Source organism: Candidatus Competibacter phosphatis (genome assembly GCF_012939995.1).
GTDB lineage: Bacteria > Pseudomonadota > Gammaproteobacteria > Competibacterales > Competibacteraceae > Competibacter > Competibacter phosphatis.
In genome coordinates, this window is the sequence record NZ_SPMZ01000035.1 from 1 (window position 1) to 15383 (window position 15383).

15 protein-coding genes, 1 tRNA gene and 1 riboswitch are annotated in these 15383 nt (G+C 61.5%); of the genes, 1 reads left to right on the forward strand and 15 read right to left on the reverse strand.

The window, feature by feature from the left end:
* Window positions 1-44: 44 nt before the first annotated feature.
* Window positions 45-203 carry a hypothetical protein gene (locus tag E4P82_RS12420; protein ID WP_169249188.1) on the reverse strand — a complete coding sequence of 53 codons (159 nt, stop codon included), beginning with the start codon at window positions 201-203 and terminating at the stop codon, window positions 45-47.
* Window positions 204-321: 118 nt separating this feature from the next.
* Between E4P82_RS12420 and E4P82_RS12425 the strand changes: the two genes are divergently transcribed.
* Window positions 322-585, forward strand: a complete 264-nt coding sequence (locus tag E4P82_RS12425) for a hypothetical protein (protein ID WP_169249189.1) — start codon at window positions 322-324, stop codon at window positions 583-585.
* A 122-nt stretch (window positions 586-707) separates the two neighbouring features.
* Here the strand turns inward: E4P82_RS12425 and E4P82_RS12430 are convergent.
* The 14 genes from E4P82_RS12430 to cobM form a co-directional block, all read right to left on the reverse strand.
* A tRNA-Ile gene (locus E4P82_RS12430) sits at window positions 708-780 on the reverse strand.
* 45 nt (window positions 781-825) lie between these two features.
* Window positions 826-2709, reverse strand: a complete 1884-nt coding sequence (rpoD, locus tag E4P82_RS12435) for an RNA polymerase sigma factor RpoD (RefSeq protein ID WP_169249190.1) — start codon at window positions 2707-2709, stop codon at window positions 826-828.
* A gap of 88 nt (window positions 2710-2797) precedes the next feature.
* Entirely contained in the window at window positions 2798-4540 is a 1743-nt protein-coding gene (dnaG, locus tag E4P82_RS12440) for a DNA primase (protein WP_169249191.1), read from the reverse strand.
* A 97-nt stretch (window positions 4541-4637) separates the two neighbouring features.
* A complete protein-coding gene (locus E4P82_RS12445; protein ID WP_169249192.1) occupies window positions 4638-5084 on the reverse strand; it encodes a GatB/YqeY domain-containing protein in 447 nt (148 codons plus the stop codon).
* A 42-nt stretch (window positions 5085-5126) separates the two neighbouring features.
* Entirely contained in the window at window positions 5127-5342 is a 216-nt protein-coding gene (rpsU, locus tag E4P82_RS12450) for a 30S ribosomal protein S21 (RefSeq protein ID WP_169249193.1), read from the reverse strand.
* 139 nt (window positions 5343-5481) lie between these two features.
* Window positions 5482-6426, reverse strand: coding sequence for a precorrin-3B C(17)-methyltransferase (cobJ, locus tag E4P82_RS12455; RefSeq protein ID WP_169249194.1), 945 nt, complete (start codon window positions 6424-6426; stop codon window positions 5482-5484).
* On the reverse strand, window positions 6426-6866 hold the full coding sequence (locus tag E4P82_RS12460) for a cobalamin biosynthesis protein (protein ID WP_169249195.1): 441 nt from the start codon (window positions 6864-6866) through the stop codon (window positions 6426-6428). The genes cobJ and E4P82_RS12460 overlap by 1 nt, the downstream gene beginning before the upstream one ends.
* Window positions 6863-7618, reverse strand: a complete 756-nt coding sequence (locus tag E4P82_RS12465) for a cobalamin biosynthesis central domain-containing protein (RefSeq protein ID WP_169249196.1) — start codon at window positions 7616-7618, stop codon at window positions 6863-6865. The genes E4P82_RS12460 and E4P82_RS12465 overlap by 4 nt, the downstream gene beginning before the upstream one ends.
* Window positions 7615-8394, reverse strand: coding sequence for a precorrin-2 C(20)-methyltransferase (cobI, locus tag E4P82_RS12470; protein ID WP_169249197.1), 780 nt, complete (start codon window positions 8392-8394; stop codon window positions 7615-7617). The genes E4P82_RS12465 and cobI overlap by 4 nt, the downstream gene beginning before the upstream one ends.
* Entirely contained in the window at window positions 8391-9671 is a 1281-nt protein-coding gene (gene cbiE / locus E4P82_RS12475) for a precorrin-6y C5,15-methyltransferase (decarboxylating) subunit CbiE (protein WP_169249198.1), read from the reverse strand. Before cbiE ends, cobI begins: the two co-directional genes overlap by 4 nt.
* Entirely contained in the window at window positions 9668-10855 is a 1188-nt protein-coding gene (locus E4P82_RS12480; RefSeq protein WP_169249199.1) for a cobalt-precorrin-5B (C(1))-methyltransferase, read from the reverse strand. The genes cbiE and E4P82_RS12480 overlap by 4 nt, the downstream gene beginning before the upstream one ends.
* Window positions 10842-11555: a precorrin-8X methylmutase gene (locus E4P82_RS12485; RefSeq protein ID WP_420887109.1), complete on the reverse strand. Its 714-nt coding sequence runs from the start codon at window positions 11553-11555 to the stop codon at window positions 10842-10844. Before E4P82_RS12485 ends, E4P82_RS12480 begins: the two co-directional genes overlap by 14 nt.
* Window positions 11521-12447 (reverse strand): sirohydrochlorin chelatase, encoded by a 927-nt coding sequence (locus E4P82_RS12490; protein WP_169249201.1) that lies wholly within the window; start codon window positions 12445-12447, stop codon window positions 11521-11523. The genes E4P82_RS12485 and E4P82_RS12490 overlap by 35 nt, the downstream gene beginning before the upstream one ends.
* The gene (gene cobM / locus E4P82_RS12495; protein WP_169249202.1) at window positions 12440-13246 is read right to left on the reverse strand and encodes a precorrin-4 C(11)-methyltransferase; all 807 of its coding nucleotides are present in this window, start codon (window positions 13244-13246) and stop codon (window positions 12440-12442) included. The genes E4P82_RS12490 and cobM overlap by 8 nt, the downstream gene beginning before the upstream one ends.
* Window positions 13247-13454: 208 nt before the next feature.
* Window positions 13455-13676, reverse strand: a riboswitch (cobalamin riboswitch).
* Window positions 13677-15383 lie beyond the last annotated feature (1707 nt).

A 15383-nucleotide genomic window follows, 5' to 3' on the forward strand; every position in this document is an offset into this window, starting at 1 on the left:
GATACACCGTGGATTCTCCACACTCCAGCGCTTCGGCAATGCGCTCATCCGTCCCAACCCGGTCCCTCCGTCCCTGCATCGGTCTTCAGCAAAATCCGCGCATGAAGCAGAGTCGATGCGGCCCGCTGGCCGGTGCGGATCAACCCCTCCAATTGGGTGCGTTCGGCAACCGTGAGACGAACCACGTATTTCGGTAGCGGCATGAGTAGGCTCCAGAGTGAGAGAATATCCCCCTAGAAATACCGACCTACTCCATAAAGTCAACTTAAGTCGGGTGAGGTACTAGCCCGACGGAAAATCGTTCTCGCCGACGAAGATTTTATGCTGGTCTTCGTCGGCATGGAGAAAAAAGCCGGAATCCATCGAATGAGCGCGCTGGAAACCCGCGTCAAGAAGTTGGAAAGCCGGCACTGCCTAACGGCGGAACAATCGGTGAGGGCGATGAGCGACGCGGAATTGGAATTCTATATCCGTACCAGCCCGCAACGGATGACCCCGGAAGAATGGGGCTTGCTTCAGAATGAAGTGGGACCAGAAACCCGTGAGCTATACGAGGAACTGCGAGGCGCTTGTGAGGGGCTTTGAACCCCGCATCGCCAAGTTTGAGCAAGTGAGTGAACCCTAGCACCATCAATTTTGCTAGCCATTATGCTAGCCACAACACAAAAAGACTTACCTGTAATATGGTAAGTCTTTGTTTTTTATGATGGGCCCTGTAGGATTCGAACCTACAACCAAGGGATTATGAGTCCCCTGCTCTGACCGTTGAGCTAAGGGCCCGTGACCGTGAAATTTTACCCAGCCCGCAACGTACCCGCCAGCGATTCAATCCAGATCCAGGAAGCTGCGCAGTTGCTCCGAGCGGTTCGGGTGCCGCAGCTTACGCAGGGCCTTGGCTTCAATCTGGCGGATGCGCTCGCGGGTCACGTCGAACTGTTTGCCAACTTCCTCCAGGGTGTGATCGGTCGGCATGTCGATGCCGAACCGCATCCGCAGCACCTTGGCTTCACGCGGGGTGAGCGTCGACAGTACTTCGCGAGTGGACTCGCGCAACCCTTCGACCGTGGCCGCTTCCACCGGCGACATGACCATGAGGTCCTCGATGAAGTCGCCCAAGTGCGAATCTTCGTCGTCGCCGATCGGCGTTTCCATCGAAATCGGTTCCTTGGCGATTTTCAGCACCTTGCGCACCTTGTCCTCCGGCATCTCCATGCGCTTGGCCAGCTCCTCCGGAGTCGGCTCGCGGCCCATCTCTTGCAGCATCTGCCGGGAAATCCGGTTCAGCTTGTTGATGGTTTCGATCATATGCACCGGAATGCGGATGGTGCGGGCCTGATCGGCGATCGAGCGGGTGATCGCCTGCCGGATCCACCAGGTGGCGTAGGTCGAAAACTTGTAGCCGCGCCGGTATTCGAACTTGTCCACCGCCTTCATCAGCCCGATGTTGCCTTCCTGAATCAAATCCAGGAACTGCAAACCACGATTGGTGTACTTCTTGGCGATGGAAATCACCAGCCGCAGGTTGGCCTCGACCATCTCTTTCTTGGCCCGCCGCGCCTTGGCTTCTCCGATCGACATATGGCGGTTGATGTCCTTGATTTCGTGGATCGACAACCGCGCTTCCGTTTCGATCGCCTGCAATCGTTGCTGCGCCGCCAGCACGTCGTCACGCTGGGCCGCCAGCAAGGACGAATATTTCTTACCAGCCTGAATCTGTTCATCCACCCAGTCCAGCCGGGTCTCGTTCTGCGGGAACGAGGTGATAAACGTCTTGCGCGGCATCTGGGCCTTGCCGACGCAGATATGCATGACTTCCTTTTCGCGGGAACGGATGCGCTCGGCCATTTCATGCAGGTTGGCGATCAACTGGTCGAGCGCCTTCGGCACCAGCCGAAATTGCAGGAAACGCTCGCCGAGCTGCTGGCGCAGCGCCTGAGTTTGGGCGTCCCGCAACCCGAGTTCGTCCGCGCTGGACTGAGTTTGGTGGTAAAGCGCGCGCAGTTCCTCGAAACGGCGGGCGGTTTCCTCAGGGTCGGGGCCGTTTTCGACCACGCCTTGCTCCTCCTCGTCCTCTTCCCCCTCGTCCTCTTCCTCGTCTTTTTTCTCGTCGTCTTCCTCGTCCTCGCCAACCACCGCATCCGGATCGTCCGCAGCGAGCGGTACTTCCTCTTCCGATATCAGCGGAGATACCTCTTCGCCATCCTGGAAACCACTGATCACATCGGTCAGCCGGGTGCCGTTGTCGCTGATCGAATCGTAAATCCGCAGCAACTCACTGGTCGTCAACGGGTAATTGGCCAGCGCCGATAGCACCTGACCCATCCCTTCCTCGATGCGCTTGGCGATCTGAATTTCGCCCTCGCGGGTCAGCAATTCGACCGTACCCATCTCGCGCATGTACATCCGCACCGGATCGGTGGTGCGGCCGAACTCGCTGTCCACGGCGGCCAGCGCGGCGGCGGCTTCCTCGGCGACCACATCGTCGTCGGCGCTGGCTGGGTTCTCATTGAGCAACAGAGTCTCGGTGTCGGGCACAAACTCGTGGACTTCAATGCCCATGTCATTGATCATCGCAATGATGTCTTCGATCTGTTCGGGATCGACGATATCATCGGGCAGATGGTCGTTCACCTCGGCATAGGTCAGAAAACCTTTTTCCTTGCCGCGGGCGATCAATTTCTTTAATTGCGACTGTTGCTGCTCGCTCATGACCTGTTCACATACTGAGAGGAATAAAAAAGTTAAACGAGTGAGGCTATCACAAAAACCAAGCTAATAATTGCAAACAATTAAAAAGTTAGATTTTTTGTGGCTTGCCCAGGCTCCGCAATTCTTCCCGCTCCTCAATGCTGAGCGCGCGCGGCGTACCCCGCAGCAGCAGCGTCTCCAGCAAATGTTCTCGCGGGTCATTGCGCCGACGCAAGTAAGTAACGATGTCGGCAAACTCTTGTTCAAACTGATATTCTTCTTCCGGTATCTCCAACCGCCACTGGGCCAGCCGCTCCAGAATCGCACCCTCGCGGGTATCGCGATAGCGCTCCAGCAGCGCGGCGATGCTCAAATCGGGGTTGGCGCGCAAACCGCCGATCAATTCGGCCAACAATTTCACGCCCGGCTCGCCGCCTCGCAGGGCGGGATCGTCCGCCACCACCGCCCGCGCCAGTTCGGGGCGATAGAGCAGCAGGGCAATCGCCTTGCGCAGCGGGGTGCGAGTCAGTTGCAGGTTGTGCCGGGCGAGGTCCACGGTTCCGCCCGACGGAAGCCGCAGACGGGTATGCATTAGTTGCGCTTCCTGGCGCAGACGTTCCACCATCAGATCCCGAAAATGCCCTTCGGGCAGCTTTTCCAACAGCGGCCGAGCCAGTTCGGCCAAGCGGGCGCGTCCAGCCAGCGTGTTGGGATCAGCCTGGGCGCGCAGTTCGGCGAACAAATGATCAGCCAGTGGCACGGCTTGCTCCAGCCGCCGTTCGAACCCCGCTTGGCCTTCCCGCCGGATCAGCGTATCCGGGTCCTCGCCTTCGGGCAGCAGCAGAAAACCGATCTGCCGGCCGTCGCGCAGGAACGGCAGCGCGACTTCCAAGGCCCGCGTCGCCGCTGCTCGCCCGGCGCGGTCGCCGTCAAAACAGAACACCAGGTCACTGACCGTGCGAAACAAACGCTCGACATGCTCGGGGGTGGTGGCCGTGCCCAGCGTGGCAACGGCATAGGGGATATCATGCTGAGCCAGCGCCACCACGTCCATGTAGCCTTCGACCACCACCAACCGCCGCAAGTGCGGGGTATGGATGCGAGCCTCGTGCAGACCGTACAGCTCCGCGCCCTTATGAAATACCGGCGTCTCCGGGGAATTGAGATATTTGGGCGTGGTGTCACCGTCCAACGCCCGCCCACCGAAGGCGATGACCCGGCCGCGACGATCGCGGATCGGGAACATGATGCGGTCGCGGAACCGGTCGCGCGGACGACCCTGCTCGTCGCGGCTAGCCAAGCCGGCATCGACGAGATCCTGAACCGTGGCGCCGGCTTCGTGCAGTGCCTGGCTCAGGTTGCTCCAGCCGGGCGGCGCATAACCGATCCCGAACGAGGCGGCGATCTGGCCGGTCAACCCGCGTTGGCGCAGGTAATCGATCGCCCGTTGCCGGGCCGGATGTTCGCGCAGCCGCTGGCGAAAGAAACGGTCGGCCTGGGCCAGCCAGTCCAACAATGGCCGGAACGAGCCGGAGCCACTCGGACCGCCGCCGGTCTTGGGGACGTCCAGCCCGACCAAACGAGCTAGATCCTCAACTGCGTCCGGAAATTCCAGTCGCTCGTAAGCCATCAGGAAGCCGATGGCGGTACCGTGAGCACCACAGCCGAAGCAATGGTAGAACTGCTTGCGCGGGCTGACCGTGAACGATGGGGTTTTTTCGGCGTGAAACGGACAGCAGGCCATGAACTCACGGCCCATTCGACGCAGCGGCACCCGAGCGTTGACGATCTCGACGAGATCCACTCGGCTAAGCAATTGATCGATGAATTCCTGAGGTATGCGGCCAGCCATATCCACAAAGCCTAGCGGACCGGCGGGCGGCCGTCAGCGGTCGAGCACAATGAAAAGCACGACGGATTGGAACGCGTGGGCGGAAAAGCGGTTCCGGTCAGGTGTCGAGGTGGGCCTTGACCCGGGCGCTGATCTTGGCCATGTCGACCCGACCCTGTGCCTGATCCTTGATCAGGGCCATGACTTTACCCATGTCGCGCACCGATTGGGCTCCGGTCACGGCAACGGCGTTGGCGACCAGGGTGTCGATGTCCGCTTCGCTCAGTGGCGTCGGCAAGTAGGATTGGATCACCTCGATTTCGAAGGATTCCCTCGCGGCCAGATCCTCACGGCCGGCGCTTTGGTACTGAGCCAGCGATTCCCGGCGCTGCTTGATCATCTTTTCCAGCACGCCGAGCACTTGAACATCGTTCAGTTCGATGCGTTCGTCCACCTCGCGCTGCTTGACGGCGGCCAGAATCAGGCGGATCGCGCCGAGGCGTTCCTTGTCCTTGGCGCGCATGGCGGTTTTCATGTCATCCTGAATGCGGTCTTTGAGGGACATGACGGTGAACTCGCGAACGGGAGGGGCGATGGGAGGGCTGATTCAGAACAGCCGGGTACGGCGGGCGGCGTCCCGGGAAAGCTTCTTCAAGTGGCGCTTGACGGCGGCGGCTCGCTTGCGTTTACGTTCCTGGGTGGGCTTTTCGTAAAACTCGCGGCGGCGCACTTCGGACAGCACGCCGGCTTTTTCGCAGGAACGCTTGAAGCGGCGCAGCGCCACATCAAACGGCTCGTTATCTTTGACTTTCACGGCAGGCATTAAACCATCACCTCATTCATGGTCTTGGGCGAAAGAAGCTGAAGTCGGACTATGTGGAAAATAGTAAATTGTACTCATGCCCGCCGCCAAATGCAAAGCGGCAACGCGTCAAGGCGCGAATGACCTTGGAACGAACAACTCAAACGGTCGTGGGTTCACTCAGCACGTACCGTAAATAAGCCTCGGGCAACCCGAACCGCGCGGCCAGCACTTCGGGCGTTGCCGTGTCCTCGCGCAGCGCAGCGCGCCAACCCACCAAGCCAGTGGACAGCGAACGGCCACGCCGCTCGCCTTCCCTGGGTTCGCCGCTGGTGACGTCGTACTTGTCGGCATAGCCGCGCGGTGTGACCATCAGGCCGTCACGGACGAAGGTGTGGCTGTTGCCGATGAGCACGGTGGACGACATGCCGATCTCGCATTCCGCGAGATCGGCGAGCGCGGCCAGCTCCACCCGCTGTTTGGCGCGGTAAGCCGACTTGACGATGGCGACCGGCGTTTGCGGGTCGCGATGGGCAAGGAAGATCGCTTGGGCATGCACGATCTGCTCGCCGCGCCGCCCGCTCTTCGGGTTGTAGAGCGCCACCACGAAATCGGCGACGGCGGCGGCGTGAAGGCGGCGGGCGATCACCGGCCACGGCGTCAGCAAGTCGGATAGCGAAATGGCGCAGAAATCGTGCGTCAGCGGCGCACCGACCCGCGCGGCACAACTATTGAGCGCCGAAGCGCCGGGGATGACCTCGACCTCGATGTTCGAGCTCGGCGTCCAACCCGCTTCGAACAACACCTCGTAGGTCGGTCCGGCCATGCCATATACGCCGGCATCGCCGGAACACACCAACGCCACCCGCCGGCCCTGGCGGGCCTGGTCCAGGGCTTCGAGGGCGCGCTCGATCTCTTCGGTCATCGCTTTCCTGATCACGGCCTTGCCATCGAGCAAGGGCTCGATCAACTTGATGTAGGTGGCGTAGCCGATCACGGTATCGGCCTCCACGATCGCCAAGCGCGCCGCCGGCGTCATGTGGTCCAGACTGCCCGGACCGATGCCGACGAGGGAAATCCTGCCGGTGGAACATGGAGTCGTCATCAGGGAATGATCCTTGCGATCGAGACGGTGGCGCTGCGCCCATCGAGGCCGCGCACCCGATGTTTTGCGACCAGCAACTGACTCATGGCGGCCGGCTCGCGCGTTCCGGCGGCCAGCAGCGCGGCCGCCTCCGATACCGAAGGCGTGCCGGTATGGCGGCGCACGGTTTCCGAGGGATGCGGCACCGGCACGACCGCCAGTCGCGCAGCCGGGTGAAAGCACAGCGGCCAGCCACGGGCGCGAGCCAATTCCAGCAGGCCCACCTCGTCGGCCTTGAGGTCGATACTGGCGACGGCGACGATTTCCAGGGACACGCCCGCTTGCCGAGTGACCTCGGCCAGCGCCTCGTCGACGGCTCGCGCCAAGGTGGCCATCGGCGTGCCGCGATCGCAGCCGAGACCGAGAGCAAGGCGCAGAGGAATCGCATTCGCCGTATTCATTCCGCATCTTCCGGTGGGCGGTAGGTCACCAGCTTGGCGGTCAGCGCCGCCGGCAGCTCCGGTACGACACGTCGGCTGATCCATAACACGGCCGAGATAGTCGCCGGGTCGATGTCCTCCAGCGTGGCGCAGATCCGCAGGTTGGCCGGCAGCGGCGCGGCGCGCGTCCACCAATGCCGGGTACCGGCCTCCTGCACCAAAGCCACCGGCTCATCGTTGACCACGGCGGCGCTGGCGCGGGTGACATTATCCTTGGGTGCTTCGATGCGCCAGCCAAACTCGCGGCCGAGCAGATCGACCGCCAAGGTGCCTCGACTGTCGGAAGCCGTGGTGAATACGGGCGTGGCGCCGAGCCGCTCGGCCAGCAACGCCGCTAGCGCGTTGGCGCCGCCGATATGACCGGACAACACGGGAATGGCGAAACGGCCGCCCTCGTCGAGCACGACAATGCCGGGATCGTGGGCCTTGTCGCGCAAATACGGCGCGATCAGCCGCACCACGATCCCCAGCGCGACGATGGCGACGATGCCGTCGAACCGCGCGAACAGCATTGGGATCTGGTCGGCGGTCTTGCCGGCGAAACAGGTCACGGCGCCGGGAGCAGCGGCCTCGGCCTCGGCGCGGAACTTTTCCGGGGCAAACAACCAAGCGCCGGGCAGAACCGTGATCACGCGGCCGGCCTGAACGACCCCAGAACGGGTGAGGCTCACCACCGCCACCCGCTCCGGGCCGAACGGCAGGTGATGCCTCACGAGGCGGCCTCGCGGACCCGCCGGGGGCGGCAGCCACGCGGGATCGGTTGCTTGGAACGCAAGGGATTCCTGACCAACAACAGCGACAGATAAGGCACGGTTTCATCGCGCAACGACAACACGTTCCGCACCACGCGCTCCTCGGGGGTACCGACCTTTTCGACATACACCGCGTGTTGGACGATACCGCGTCGCTCCAGGAGATCCAGCAGCTCATCGAGCATCGGCTTGATCTTGAGCAGGACCAGACTGTCGAATTGGTCGAGCATGCGGTCGACGACCTCGACCCCGTAGGAAGCGGGTAACACCGCCAACACCTCGTCGGCCTCGACCATCGGCTGAGCGATGCGGGCCGCGCTGGCGCAGTAGGAGCTGACGCCGGGGATCACTTCGACCACGATCGCCGGCTGCAACTGACGCACGGCGCGGGCCAGATGACCGAACGTGGAATAGGTCGAGGCGTCGCCTTCGACCAGGAACAACACGTCCTGCCCGTCGGCCAGCCGTTCGACCGTCAGTGTGGCCGCGTGCAGCCAAGCGCGGGCCAACAGTTCGGCCTGGGTGGTCATGGGAAACACCAGCGGCAATGCATCGGCCGGCACCGCCAATCCGCCGCGTTGGGCGATATCGAGCACAAAGGACGGCTCCCCCTCCTTCTTTACCGGATAGGTCCATCGCGCCGGGCCGGACAGCGCCGTCCAAGCCCGCCGGGTAATCAGATCGGGATCGCCCGGCCCCATGGAAACGCCGATCAGGCGACCTAGCACTGGCTTCATGTGAACTCCTTCGTAATGACTACGATCCACACCGGGTTTTGCGCGGCCAAGCGGTGCAATTGCAGAATAGGCTGGCTGCGCGCCGCCGACAGTTGCAACACCTCCCAGCGCAGGCCACTGCTCCGCGCGGCGGCCATGGCGCTGGCGAGATTCTCGAAGGTGACGACGTTGATCACCAGTCGGCCACCTAGTTTGAGGCGGGCCAGACACTGCTCGATCAGCGCTGTCAGGGCACCGCTCGAACCGCCAATGAACACCGCGTCGGGATCGGGCCAGGTTTCCAGTTGCGCCGGCGCCCGATCCGTGACCAGGGTGTAATTGAAGATGCCGAAACGGCGGGCGTTGGCGCGGGCGTTGGCGCTGTCGGCCGGATTTTTCTCGATGGCGTAGACATGGCCGTCCGGGCACAACATCGCCGCTTCGAGACCGACCGTGCCGGCGCCGGCGCCGATGTCCCACACCAGGGCGGCGGGATCGAGGCGCAGCTTGGCGAGTGCGACGGCGCGCACTTCGAGCTTGGTCAGCAAACCCTGTTCCGGCTGGCGCTGGGCGTATTCGCCGTCCTCGATGCCGAATCGCGGGAGCGGTGGACGCGGCGCGATTCGGCGTAGGACCAGCACATTGGGCGCGGGAAAGGTCTTCTCCGCCACCGCCGCTGGCGTGAGATCGGTGAATAGCGCCTCGTCGGGCGCGTTGAGGCGCGTCGCCACGTCGAGGCGAAACGCTTCGCCCAATCCGGCCGCCAGCAGCAGGCGAGCGATGCGCGCCGGATCGTTGGCCGGCGAGGTCAGACAAAACAGCAGGTCATGCTGGCCGATCGCTCGCGCCAACGGCGCCAGACCGTGATCGTGGCGGGCACCGGGCACCCACTCGCCGGCGTCGGCGGCGTGGACCGAAACCAGCTTGGCGTCATGCCAGGGCAGACCGAGACGGGCCGCGGCCAGTTGCACACTGGACAACGTCGGCACGATGTGGACCCGCTCGCGCCCCAGCGCGGCGATCAAACCAGCGGCGATGCCAAAGTAGAGTGGATCGCCGGTGGCGAGCACCACGACTCGCCGCCCGGTGCTCAATGCCTCCTCGACCCAAGCCGCCACGATGGTGACGCGACCGTTCGCGTCGCGCCGTTCGGTCTGTTCCGGCAGCAGCGACGCAACAACGCGTAACTGATGGGGAGCGCCGATGACCAGATCGGCCGCGCGCAAGAGTTCCTGGGCGTGCGCCGTGAGGCCAGCCGCGCCATCGTCATGCACACCGATGACTTGACAGGGCGTCATGGTCGCCCGCCTCCAAATCGATCCAGGGCCTCGGCGTGCGGCAGAACGAGCAGAGTCCGGCCTTCGGTATCGCAAACCAGCACATCGAGTTCGAAGCGCCCCGGATAGCGCTGGTTGAGGCTGACCCAGGCGCGCAGGGCGAGAGCGCGATGAAAATCCACGGTCAAGCCGAGTTCGGCGAGCTTTTCGGCGGCAAAGCGCCCGGTTTCGGCGGCGCGGATGGCTGTCACCAAGGAAGCCGGCGCACCTACTTCGGCGGCGGTTTCAGCCAGCAGATCGCGATCAATGGCTTGACGCCAGGCGTGGGTGACGGGGAGTCCTTGAGCAATCTTGGTCAACTTGCCGACCATGCAGCCCAGAATGACACGCCGAAAACCGCAATCCCGCGCGGTATCGAACGCAGCCTTGACGAAGTCGCCCATCTGCACGAAACAAGCTTCCGGCCACTCGGGATATTGGCGCATGGCGCGTTTTTCGGTGCGACCGCCGGTGGTGAACACCATGGCTGGCTGTCGCTGCGCGGCGGCCACTTGCACCGCCTGCACCACGCTGGCCCGGAACGCCGCCGTCGAATAGGGATGAACGATGCCGCTGATGCCCAGAATGGAAATGCCGCCGAGAATACCTAGCCGGGGATTGAGGGTCTTGCGAGCCATGTCCTCGCCGCCGGGTACCGAAATCGTCACTTCGAGGCCGGCGTGGTCGAGCAGGTCGCCGGCGGCGGCGCGCACGTTGTCGGCGATGTTCCGGCGCGGCACCGGGTTGATGGCCGGACCGCCCACCTCCAGCCCGAGTCCTTCTTTCGTCACCGTACCGACACCGGGACCTCCCTTGAGAATCAGGCAATCGGCTTGACCAGCCAACAGGCGCACATCGGCCGTGAGTCGCGCGCCATGGGTGACATCCGGGTCGTCGCCGGCATCCTTGACCACCACGGCATGGGCGGTATCCGCCGCGACACAACCGTCCTCGACGACGAAATGGACCCGCCGACCGTTCGGCAGGAGGCACTCGATCATATCCGGCACGGTACCGGAGACCAGACCCAAAGTGGCTGCTCGCGCCGCCGCCGCCGAACAAGCGCCGGTAGTGAAACCGCTGCGGTTGCCGCGCGCGCGGCGCGGCGTGGCTTTGCGCATCTTCTCGTCGGAACGGTCATGCCCACGACGCTCAGGCGGCGGCATGCGTTCGGGTTTCGGCCAGCGTCAACAAGCCATGCAGCGCGGCGACCACCAGGGTCGATCCACCCTTGCGACCCCGACACAAAATCCACGGTACCTCGCTCAGCGTCGCCAATTGCTCCTTCGACTCGGCCGCCGACACGAAACCCACCGGCATACCGATGATCAGCGCCGGACGCACGCCCTCCTCGCGCACCAGGCGGATGACTTCGAGCAGGGCTGTCGGCGCGTTGCCGATTCCGACCAGCGCGCCGTCGAGCAGACCGCGCCGCCACGCCAAGCGCATGGCCTGCACGGCGCGGGTGCTGCCCTCGGCGCGCGCGCGCTCGATCACCTCGGGATCGGCGATGAACTGGTGAGTCGTCAGGCCAAAGTGTTTGAGCCGGGGCGCCGAAAGACCGACCGTGATCATCTCGACGTCGGCGACGATGGGCGTCGCGCCCTTCAACACCGCCGCTCGCCCGGCGGCCACGGCCTGGGGATGAAACGCGGTGAGACCGTTGAATTCGAAATCGGCCGTGGCGTGAATCATGCGGCGAACGATCACCCATTGCTCGGCGCTGTAGACGTGTTGTCCAACTTCGGCATCGATCACGGCGAAGGATTCGTGCTCGATGGCTTGACCGGCGACGGTCAGTTGCTCAGTGACGGCAGTGTTCATGGTCGGCTCAGGCATGATGGAGGTGATCGCCACCGCCACCATGGGTCGGAGCGGATGGCGCGGCATGGTGGTGATGGTGACGATGGTCAGGCGCGGCGCCGTGCCCGGCGTCATGCCCATGAGGGTGGACGTGCTCGGCGGCGGCCTGCTGGAAGGCGCAGCCATCGCAATCGAGCAGTGAGTCGTCGGTCGCCGCCGCCGTGGCGCGCTCGTCGAGCAGCGCCAATAAACCCTCGTCGTGGCCAAAATAGGAACCCAGCGCAAAACTTGCCTGGGGGTAGACCGGCCGCAAGCGCGCCATCTGCGCGCCGATGCGCTCGATCAATACCCCGCTGAACAGGTAGACCGGCTGCACCAGGATTTGACTCATGCCGAGCCGGACCTGGCGTTGCACCACCGATTCCAGGCGAGGGTGGGTAACGTCGGTAAAGGCGATGTCCACCAGTTCGTGGTCGCTGTCCTCGTACACCCAACGGGCGAGGCGCGCCATGTCGCCGTTGGCGCTGGCGTCGGACGAGCCGCGACCCAGCAGGATGACGCCGGTGGTGCGCGGGTCGGGCATGGCCATTTCCCGCATCAGGCTGTCGAGCCGGCGCTTGACGATGGCGAAGATCTCGCGGCCCAACCCCAGGTGTGGCGCGCAGGCGAACTCGATCGTCGGATGGCGGACGCGCGCGGCGGCGATGGCGGCCGGGATATCCTTCTTGACGTGGCTGGCGGCGTTGAGGATCAGCGGCAGTACCATCACCCGCCGGCCGTGGGCGGCGGCGCGGTCGAGCCCCGCGTCGAGCAGGGTTTCGGCCAGCTCGATGAAGCACAGTTCGATGTGCCAGTCCGGGTGACGTTGCCGCCAAAGCTGGACGAATGCCTCGACTTCGTCGTTACTGCCGGGGCGGCGCGAGCCGTGGCCGACGAGCAGCAGGGTGTCATTCATGGCTAGGGTCTCCAGGGGAACGGGCGGTCGCCGGGCGAAAGCGGTGACTAAAACTCGGATCGTAGAGCTTGGAGCGGACCAGGCTGGGCCAGTCGCGCGCGCCCAGCGCCGGGCTGGCGATGATCATGGCCTGGGCGCCGATCTTTTCGGCCTGGCATTTGCGCTTGATGTCGGCGAGGGTGCCGCGCACGATTTTTTCCGCGCCCGGCCAGGAGGCTTTTTGGACCACCAGCATCGGCGCGTCCTCGGCCCAGCCGGCGGCGCGCAGGGCGCGTTGCACATCGTGGAGCAGGGTGATCGACAAAAAGATGCAAAGCGTGCTGTGGTGCGCGGCCAGCGCTTCCAGCTCTTCACCCGCCGGCATCGGGGTGCGGCCGGCCACACGGGTGAGGATGACGGTTTGTGTCACTTCCGGCAGAGTCAGGGTTTCGCCAGCGGCGGCAGCCGAGGCCAGAGCCGAGGACACGCCGGGCACCACGGCCCAAGCGATACCCGCCGTGTCGAGCGGCCGCGTCATTTCGACCAACGCGCCGTATAGGCTGGGATCGCCGGTTTGCAGACGGACCACGGTGTCATGACGGTCGGCGGCGGCGAGCAGCCAGACCGTCATTTCCTCCAGCGTCATATCCTTCGAGTCGCGAATCTCGCAGCCGTTGGGCGCGTACAAGGTGGCCGCGACATCGACCAGCGAACCGGCGAACAGGATGGCGCCCGCCCGTTCGAGCAGGGCGCGTCCCTTGACGGTGATCAAGTCGGGATCGCCGGGGCCGGCGCCGACAAACCAGACCTTGCCGGGCATGGCGAGTTACCTCCAGAGTGAAGCGCGGCGAAAACGCGCGGTGGCGGTAACGAAATCCAGCTCCCTATGCATGAGCATCCTCTGAGTTGAACACGACACTGGATCGGGCGCGGCCTCGGGGAGATGCGGCAAGGGCGGGGAAATCGAATCCTATCGGCGGTGGAGCCCACGCGCTCGATGATCGGTCGAACCCACACCCCGGGGTCGTGCCAAACAAATCGATCAGGCCGGTCTTCTGGCTTGGCCGTCTTCCGCCTCCATCAACCTTCCCGCGCGGATGCACAGTGGCCTAGCGATGGATTTGTCAGGCTTACAGCAGCGGGGGCTGCGCCGGACTGGCTGGCCTGGCAAGACGCCAGCGTCACCGGACTTCCCGTTTCACCCGGTCGCACGGCAATGCGGTCGGGAACCTGGATCGAATGAGGTAGCAGCATACCCCCGCGCACGGAGAAGTGGCAAGCAAGGTAAGCGCGCGGGGGCATCGGGACGATGAGTCCACTTTATCCCTCATCCCACCCGCCGCGAATGTTGTGGATGGTTGCGCATTGGCAGGCACCAGCGTGCGATCATCGAAAGCTCGGCGTTCTTTGCCGTCATTTCGCTGTACTTCCAGGAGCTTGGCCTTTGCTGACGAGTTGTCTTCCCTCGTGCGTAAAAATGCCCCTGTGAATGGGTTTTCTCTCACCAGTGGTTGAGGGGTCTTCCAGAAAGAGAAAACGGCCTCTAGGATCAGTTTTTACCTCTCTGAGCGATAAGTTTTGTCACTTATTAGTTTCAATATGGGGTATGTCATGCCGAAAAATATTGATGACTAAGTTACTCTGTTGAAATAAAAAACAATTCCAGCTATGTGTTTCCTATTCTCTTAGGAGTGGTGCAGTTGCCTGCGGGGATAGGGTGCAAAAGCGACGTGAATCCACCGAAAGTCACTGATGAAATCTCGTTCTGTTGTGCTAACTACGTTTTGTAGTGGTGAGCCAGTTCGGGGGGGAACGGCGCGATGACGCAATTTCCAGGTTGCAAGGTTTGTGATGAATGTTATACCGCTGAAAAAAAATTTAGTTAAATTAAATAATTTTTGCCAACTACGGCGAAATATCTTAGATAAGCAGAAACTATATAATCATTAGCTATATTCAATAGGATCATTCTGATGTCTGAAGCAACTATTCAAACACTTTTGCAGGTTCTAGGTGGTGGGGTGTTTGGGTTTTTTGATCGCCTGGTATGCAGCTCACCAGCAAAAAAGTAAAAAAAACACATTGCGTATAAGACAAGCAGCATCCAGCTTCTACATTTGCACGAAGAAACTCCTGACGCCATAAAGGTGTCAGTGGATAAATCAGTAATAACAGGCAACAAGGCAGATAGCGGTATACAAGAACCGATAAAAAAATGCAAACTGCTCATTCTATAGTACTTAAGAATAAAGGTAACAGCACTGCATCTGATCTGTATTTTGAGGTCAAATTCGAAAAGAGCGTAAACATTCTTGCCTTCTTTTCCACACCATCTTCCAGTGATGCGTACAAGATTTTACTTAAGAAGGTTTCTGAAAAAGAGAATACTTTGAGTATTTTTTTTGCCTTATCTAAATCCGAACGAAATTGTGGATGTTTCTATTGTTGCAACTTTCGACGAATCTCCTACTAAACCGGTAGTTACTGGTCGCGGAAAAGAGGTCTCCATTTACAAATTTGCAAGGAGAGCAAGCCCAGCACCGGTCGCGCTTCTATTTTTTTTCTTTGGTATTCGTTGTGTTCGCTATGTTTGAAGGATCAGTGGTTACCGAAAGCATGGGGTCATTATTTCCTGAGTCTTGGATCCAATTTCTTGGCGGTACTGTAGATATTGTTCAGGTCAAAGTCCTCTCGTTTCCAATACTCCATAAAGTTCTCACAATAATACTGGGAGGGGTCTTGCTGGGAGGCTTAATTTACAGACTGGTTGTAAAGAACAGATTCTGAAGAAATGAATATAGGTTTCCTGTTTTACTTGTGGATAATTAGATATTATTACAGAGGCGGCCTTAACAATGTTAAAGTTAGAAGAAATTATTGACGCTGCGGAAGGTCGCGAAATAAAAAAGAGCGATTGCTGTTAAGATGGTTCTGCTTGGCTTTAAAACAAAAGACAT

What these genes read in the sequence shown, in the direction of transcription:
- E4P82_RS12490 (WP_169249201.1), bottom strand. Translation starts at nt 12,447, where the DNA reads ATGAATGACACCCTGCTGCTCGTCGGCCACGGCTCGCGCCGCCCCGGC.
- E4P82_RS12480 (WP_169249199.1), bottom strand. Translation starts at nt 10,855, where the DNA reads ATGCCGCCGCCTGAGCGTCGTGGGCATGACCGTTCCGACGAGAAGATG.
- rpsU (WP_169249193.1), bottom strand. Translation starts at nt 5,342, where the DNA reads ATGCCTGCCGTGAAAGTCAAAGATAACGAGCCGTTTGATGTGGCGCTG.
- E4P82_RS12460 (WP_169249195.1), bottom strand. Translation starts at nt 6,866, where the DNA reads ATGAATACGGCGAATGCGATTCCTCTGCGCCTTGCTCTCGGTCTCGGC.
- cbiE (WP_169249198.1), bottom strand. Translation starts at nt 9,671, where the DNA reads ATGACGCCCTGTCAAGTCATCGGTGTGCATGACGATGGCGCGGCTGGC.
- E4P82_RS12445 (WP_169249192.1), bottom strand. Translation starts at nt 5,084, where the DNA reads ATGTCCCTCAAAGACCGCATTCAGGATGACATGAAAACCGCCATGCGC.
- E4P82_RS12425 (WP_169249189.1), top strand. Translation starts at nt 322, where the DNA reads ATGCTGGTCTTCGTCGGCATGGAGAAAAAAGCCGGAATCCATCGAATG.
- cobJ (WP_169249194.1), bottom strand. Translation starts at nt 6,426, where the DNA reads ATGACGACTCCATGTTCCACCGGCAGGATTTCCCTCGTCGGCATCGGT.
- rpoD (WP_169249190.1), bottom strand. Translation starts at nt 2,709, where the DNA reads ATGAGCGAGCAGCAACAGTCGCAATTAAAGAAATTGATCGCCCGCGGC.
- cobM (WP_169249202.1), bottom strand. Translation starts at nt 13,246, where the DNA reads ATGCCCGGCAAGGTCTGGTTTGTCGGCGCCGGCCCCGGCGATCCCGAC.
- cobI (WP_169249197.1), bottom strand. Translation starts at nt 8,394, where the DNA reads ATGAAGCCAGTGCTAGGTCGCCTGATCGGCGTTTCCATGGGGCCGGGC.
- dnaG (WP_169249191.1), bottom strand. Translation starts at nt 4,540, where the DNA reads ATGGCTGGCCGCATACCTCAGGAATTCATCGATCAATTGCTTAGCCGA.
- E4P82_RS12485 (WP_420887109.1), bottom strand. Translation starts at nt 11,555, where the DNA reads ATGGTGGCGGTGGCGATCACCTCCATCATGCCTGAGCCGACCATGAAC.
- E4P82_RS12420 (WP_169249188.1), bottom strand. Translation starts at nt 203, where the DNA reads ATGCCGCTACCGAAATACGTGGTTCGTCTCACGGTTGCCGAACGCACC.